Genomic DNA, 5803 nt, shown 5'->3' on the forward strand with positions numbered 1-5803 from the left:
CCGGGCGGCGCTGATGTATACGCTGATCGGCAGTTGCAAACTGAACGGCGTGGCGCCGGAAGCGTATCTGCGCCATGTGCTGGCGATTATCGCGGATCATCCCATCAACAAAATCAAAGAGCTCCTGCCGTGGAACCTCACCATCCCTGCTGAATAACTGTCAATACGGCGCTGGGCGTACGCTTACATCGGCGGTGTTTGTGCCGATGGCGTTTTTCGGCGGCACCACCGGCGCCATTTATCGCCAGTTTTCCGTGACTATTGTGGCGGCGATGGTGCTGTCGGTATTGGTGGCGATGGGGCTGACGCCCGCCTTGTGCGCCACGCTGCTTAAACCCCTGCCCGCCGGTCAGCACCACGGCCGACGCGGCTTTTTCGGCTGGTTCAACCGCTGTTTCAACCAAAGCGCCCTGCGCTATAAGCGCGGCGTTGCCGGCGTGATACAGCGCGCTACCCGCTGGCTGTTGCTTTACGCGCTGCTGATTGGCGTGATGGCATGGATGTTTATTCATTTGCCCACGTCGTTTTTGCCCGACGAAGATCGCGGCGTGTTTATGGCGCAGGTGCAATTGCCGGTCGGCTCCACCCAACAACAGACATTAAAAGTGGTCGAGAAGGTCGAGAACTATTTCATGACCCAGGAAAAGGATAATGTGCTGTCGGTATTTTCCACGGTGGGCGCCGGTCCCGGCGGTAACGGACAGAACGTGGCACGTCTGTTCATTCGGCTGAAAAACTGGGAAGACCGCGCGAGCGCCGACCGCTCATCCTTTGCCATTATCGAACGCGCGATCAAAGCCTTTAACAAGATCCCCGAGGCGAAGGTGCTTGCCAACAACCCGGCGGCCATTTCGGGGCTGGGCAATGCCGCCGGCTTTGATTTGATGCTGGAGGATCATAGCGGCATCGGCCATGAAGCGCTCATGGCGGCCCGGGACCAACTGTTATCCGCCGCAACGAATTCACCGCTGCTAACCCGCGTCCGACATAACGGCCTGGATGATAGCCCGCAGTTGCAGATCGATATTGATCAGCGCAAGGCGCAGGCGCTCGGGGTGTCGGTGGATGATATCAACAATACGCTGCAAACCGCCTGGGGCTCCAGCTACGTCAATGACTTCCTCGATCGCGGGCGGGTCAAGCGAGTGTATGTTCAGGCGGCGGCAAAATATCGCATGCTGCCGCAGGATATCTATCGCTGGTATGTCCGTAACAGCAGCGGCAGTATGGTTCCCTTCTCGGCCTTTGCCAGTTCGCGCTGGGAATACGGCGCGGCGCGTTTGGAACGTTACAACGGTTATGCGTCGCTTGAGATCGTCGGCGAGGCGGCCCCGGGCGTCAGCAGCGGCGCTGCGATGGACGAGATGGAGAAACTGGTGCGCCAATTGCCTGGCGTACTGGGGCTGGAATGGACCACCATGTCTTATCAAGAGCGGTTATCGGGCGTCCAGGCGCCGGCGCTCTATGCCATCTCGCTGCTGGTGGTGTTCCTTTGTCTGGCGGCGCTGTACGAAAGCTGGTCAATCCCTTTCTCGGTCATGCTGGTGGTTCCGCTTGGCGTGCTGGGGGCTCTGGTGGCGACCTGGTTCCGCGGCCTGGACAATGACGTTTATTTCCAAGTGGGGCTATTAACGGTAATCGGCCTGTCGGCCAAGAACGCTATTCTCATTGTTGAATTCGCCAATGAGCTGCATACGCGCGGCATGGCGCTGATGGAAGCGACCCTTGAGGCGGCGCGCATGCGTTTACGGCCGATAGTAATGACGTCGCTGGCGTTCGTTTTCGGCGTGTTGCCGATGGCCAACAATCAGGGAGCCGGCTCCGCCAGCCAGCATGCGGTGGGTACCGGCGTCATTGGCGGTATGCTTAGCGCCACTTTCCTGGCGATCTTTTTTATCCCGCTGTTTTACGTGTTGATCAGGCGGCGTTTCCCGCTGACGCCCGGGACCCCGCTGGCAGTATCGACGACCGCCGTTGATGACACGAATACCGGGCCACACCCATGACGCCCGCGGCAGGCTTGATTGCCGGCGCGGCGCGCTAAACGCCGGGCCAGAGACTGGCTTTACGTGACGGGGTCATTATCGACGCGGCGGTGAATGACGGTGGCGGGAGCCAGAATTACCGCCGGCACCTCGGGTAAAAACGCGGGAGTATGGCCGAGCGTCGCTTAATACAACCGAGGTCATCACCCTGCTCATGACGCTCAATCGGCTATTTGGTGTGAGGCGCTATCACGTCGTGAATCGCCTGGCCCTCACGTCGCGCGAACGAATATCCCTGGCGGAGGAAAAGCAGATAGGCCCTGGGCCAATGTGGCAGACGTGGCGAATATAACGCGGAAAAACGGCTACCTACCCTATTATATGGGCAGCTGAACCGGTACAGGACGACCGGGGGACGTCAATGCCTGCTGGCTGATAAGCGATGACTAAAGTCAATCGGCCACTGTCTCTTCAACATCTCCGTTATTCTTAAGCGCTTACCGGCACAGGCTGCTGCTGGTTGCGGAGCATCGCTTCTATAAAATCTTTCCAATTGCCTAATTCTTTATCTAACATAACCACCTCATCTTAATTCTGTTAGCATTATACCGATTGACGATCGTTAATAACACCCTCAGACGCACAAAAAATATCATCCGTGATGCGAAAATAGAAATGAATATGCACCAAAACCGGGCGCAACGGTCATATATTCAGTGAAAGTAAAATAGATGACATATATTTGATAAGATATCTGTTAATTGTATTAACGCTGGTTAAACCAAGATATTTACGCCTCGGGTCCGCCACCGTTCATGCGTCGGACGGGCGTAAATTGGCACCTGCGCGGCAGTTCGGATGCGGCATGAATCTGCCAGGGTCTGAGCCGCCACGCCAACGCTTCAGCCCGGCGTTTATTCAGACCAGCGTCGTCGGCGATTATTCATAAGCCGCGCTCATAATTTCGCTCAATTAATTGCTGCCCCGCTTGGCGTAATGTCCGCCTTGCGCGTGCGGTGCAATATAATAACTTTATAAATCCATTATTCATTTACATTATTTCATTGAATAGTAATTGATCGTCAGACCTCAGCGGGGCGCCCCGGCCACAATCATATCCGTTTTTGGATTTCAGCGACCTTAGCCAGCCATCACCCGGGTAAAGACATTTAACTAACGCGCCAACCATCACCGGCGTTATGGGCAACCGGCAGCCCCAGCCGTCGTTCGCTGAGGCCCGCCCTGTGCCGCCATCATCCCGTTAGCCGGCCGCGGCACCTGACGGGCAACCTTCGCGCTGCCGCCCACCGCACAAGCTTGCCACGACGCTGGATTCCGTGGTCTTTTTCCCTCATCATGGAGCCTTGTGTTGCCCTGGCCGGCCGATAAAGAGAGCCGTCAGGCGCCTCCTTTCCCGCTTAAGGTAGCTTTAGGTATGTCCAACGATTTACAGCACCCCATCGCCACACTGTATGGCATCAAAAACTGCGATACGGTAAAAAAGGCCCGCCGCTGGCTCGACGAGCGGCAGGTGCCCTACCGCTTTCATGAATACCGCAGCGATGGCATTGACGCCGATCTTTTGCAGCGCTTCATCGATCGCCTGGGTTGGCAACCGCTGCTTAACACCCGCGGCACCACCTGGCGCAAACTCAGCGATCAACAGCGCGCGGAGGCCGGCAACGCCCACGGCGCGGCGGCGCTGATGCTCAGCCAACCGGCCATCATCAAGCGTCCCCTGTTGCAGATGGCGGATGGCCGACTGCTGCTGGGGTTCTCTTCGCAAGATTATCAGCAGTTTACCGCCAGCGAGGTCTGACATGTCTTGTCCCGTATTGGAACTCGCGCAGCAACTGATTAAATGCCCCTCCTTAAGCCCTGATGACGCCGGCTGCCAGGCGATCATATCGGCCCGCCTGCGGGCGCTGGGTTTCACCCTTGAACCGATGCCGTTCGGCGACACCCTCAATATTTGGGCCTGGCGCGGCCAGGGCCGTACCTTGGCTTTCGCTGGCCATACTGATGTGGTGCCGACCGGCGATACACAACATTGGGATAACCCGCCGTTCGAGCCGACGTTACGTGACGGCCTGCTTTACGGCCGTGGCGCGGCGGATATGAAAGGGTCGCTGGCCGCCATGGTGGTCGCCGCCGAACGCTTTGTCGCTCAACATCCGCATCATCAGGGCCGGCTGGTGTTTCTGATTACCTCCGATGAGGAAGCCGACGCGCGGGACGGCACGGTCAAAGTGGTGGAAGCATTGATGGCCCGTCAGGAGCGGCTGGACTATTGCCTGGTGGGCGAGCCGTCCAGCAGCAGCCAGGTCGGTGATATTATCAAAAACGGCCGGCGCGGCTCGCTAACCGCCAATTTGGTGGTGCAGGGCGTACAGGGTCATGTCGCCTATCCGCATCTGGCGGAGAACCCCGTGCATCGCGCGATGAACGCGCTAAAGGAACTGGTGGAAACCCAGTGGGACGAGGGCAATGATTTTTTCCCGCCCACGACGATGCAAATAGCCAATATTCATGCCGGTACCGGCAGCAACAATGTCATTCCTGGCGAGCTGCAGGTGCAATTCAATTTTCGTTTCAGTACCGAGCTTTCTGACGCCACCCTCCGCCAGCGGGTAGAAGCGCTGATGCAGCGACATGGGCTGCGCTATCACATTGACTGGTCGCTATCCGGCCAACCTTTTCTGACCGCGCGCGGCGAGCTGGTGGACACGGCGGTGCGCGCGGTGGAGCACTATCAGGAGTTAACGCCGCGTCTGGAAACTACCGGCGGCACCTCCGATGGACGGTTCATCGCCCGTATGGGCGCGCAGGTGGTGGAGCTCGGCCCGGTCAACGCCACCATCCATAAAGTCAACGAGTGCGTAAGCGCCGCCGATCTGCAACTGCTGAGCCGGATGTACCAACGCATCATGGAACAATTGATTTTATGATGGATGCTCTGGCGGTTACCGGCCGCACCGACGGGCATTTGATCCCGCTGGAAACGGGTCACCGGCTACAGACGGGCGCGGCGACGGCCTTTGCGCAGTTGCAGCAAGCGGGGTTTTCCCTGCGCCCGGCCAGCAGTTTTCGTGACTTTGACCGCCAATTGCGCATCTGAAATGGCAAATTTCACGGTCAGCGGCCATTATTGGATCACTATAGCCGGCCGCTGGATGCGCTTAGTCTGGCGACAGGGCCCCGTGCTGGTTCCGGTCACGTCCGATCACTGATTCCGATTTCACCCGATCACTGATTCCGGTCACGCCCGATCAGCGATTCCGATTCTGTCCGATCGCTCATCTTCTGCTCCGCCATACTCTGGAGACTTTTAGCTTCCGGGGGTATGGCATGGCACGTAAAAAGAAGAACGCGAGAACAGAAAATATTAATCTATATCAATGTATTATGCATAAAACTTGAGCAGAGTCGCTCGAATCGCACCATCGCAGCAGCGCTCGGCATCGGCTGTACCACAAGTGCACGATATCCTCGGCCGATTCACGGTAGCTAACCTGGTCTGGCCATTGCCGGCGGAACTGTCCCCCGTCGACCTCAACCGCCTGCTCTATCCCGGCAAATCCGGCAAGGCTATCAAGACCTTACCCAACTGGCTTGATATCGATACCGAGTTAAGCCGCAAGGGCGTGACCAAACAGCTGCTCTGGATGGAATATCATGCCGCCGTGGGCGGTGATGCCCTCGGCTACTCACAGTTCTGTGCACTGTTCCGTGACTGGAAAAAGAAGCAGCGGCGTTCCATGCGCATGGAGCACAAGGCCGGCGAAAAGCTCTTCATCGACTTCTGTGGCCCCACCGTA

General features: G+C 57.7%; 5 protein-coding genes and 2 pseudogenes. 6 read left to right on the plus strand and 1 reads right to left on the minus strand.

Features of this window, described 5'->3' with window-relative positions:
• Positions 1 to 157 (plus strand): transposase domain-containing protein (locus ACMX3H_RS16305; RefSeq protein ID WP_415211574.1); only part of this gene is annotated, 157 nt, incomplete at its 5' end.
• A 31-nt stretch (positions 158 to 188) separates the two neighbouring features.
• A pseudogene (locus tag ACMX3H_RS16310) lies at positions 189 to 2006 on the plus strand (efflux RND transporter permease subunit); the annotation flags it as partial.
• Positions 2007 to 2474: 468 nt separating this feature from the next.
• Here ACMX3H_RS16310 and ypfM read toward each other — a convergent pair.
• Positions 2475 to 2561 carry a protein YpfM gene (gene ypfM, locus ACMX3H_RS16315; protein WP_148296347.1) on the minus strand — a complete coding sequence of 29 codons (87 nt, stop codon included), beginning with the start codon at positions 2559 to 2561 and terminating at the stop codon, positions 2475 to 2477.
• Positions 2562 to 3420: 859 nt separating this feature from the next.
• On the opposite strand from ypfM, the gene ACMX3H_RS16320 reads away from it, so the two are divergent.
• The 4 genes and pseudogenes from ACMX3H_RS16320 to ACMX3H_RS16335 form a co-directional block, all read left to right on the plus strand.
• Positions 3421 to 3804: an ArsC family reductase gene (locus ACMX3H_RS16320; protein ID WP_415211571.1), complete on the plus strand. Its 384-nt coding sequence runs from the start codon at positions 3421 to 3423 to the stop codon at positions 3802 to 3804.
• A 1-nt stretch (position 3805) separates the two neighbouring features.
• The gene (gene dapE, locus ACMX3H_RS16325) at positions 3806 to 4933 is read left to right on the plus strand and encodes a succinyl-diaminopimelate desuccinylase (RefSeq protein WP_415211572.1); all 1128 of its coding nucleotides are present in this window, start codon (positions 3806 to 3808) and stop codon (positions 4931 to 4933) included.
• Positions 4930 to 5103, plus strand: coding sequence for a hypothetical protein (locus tag ACMX3H_RS16330; protein ID WP_415211573.1), 174 nt, complete (start codon positions 4930 to 4932; stop codon positions 5101 to 5103). The genes dapE and ACMX3H_RS16330 overlap by 4 nt, the downstream gene beginning before the upstream one ends.
• 230 nt (positions 5104 to 5333) lie before the next feature.
• Positions 5334 to 5803: pseudogene (locus tag ACMX3H_RS16335) on the plus strand (IS21 family transposase); the annotation flags it as partial.

This window comes from Sodalis sp. (in: enterobacteria) (assembly GCF_047607725.1).
Classification (GTDB): Bacteria; Pseudomonadota; Gammaproteobacteria; order Enterobacterales; family Enterobacteriaceae; genus JBLKSS01.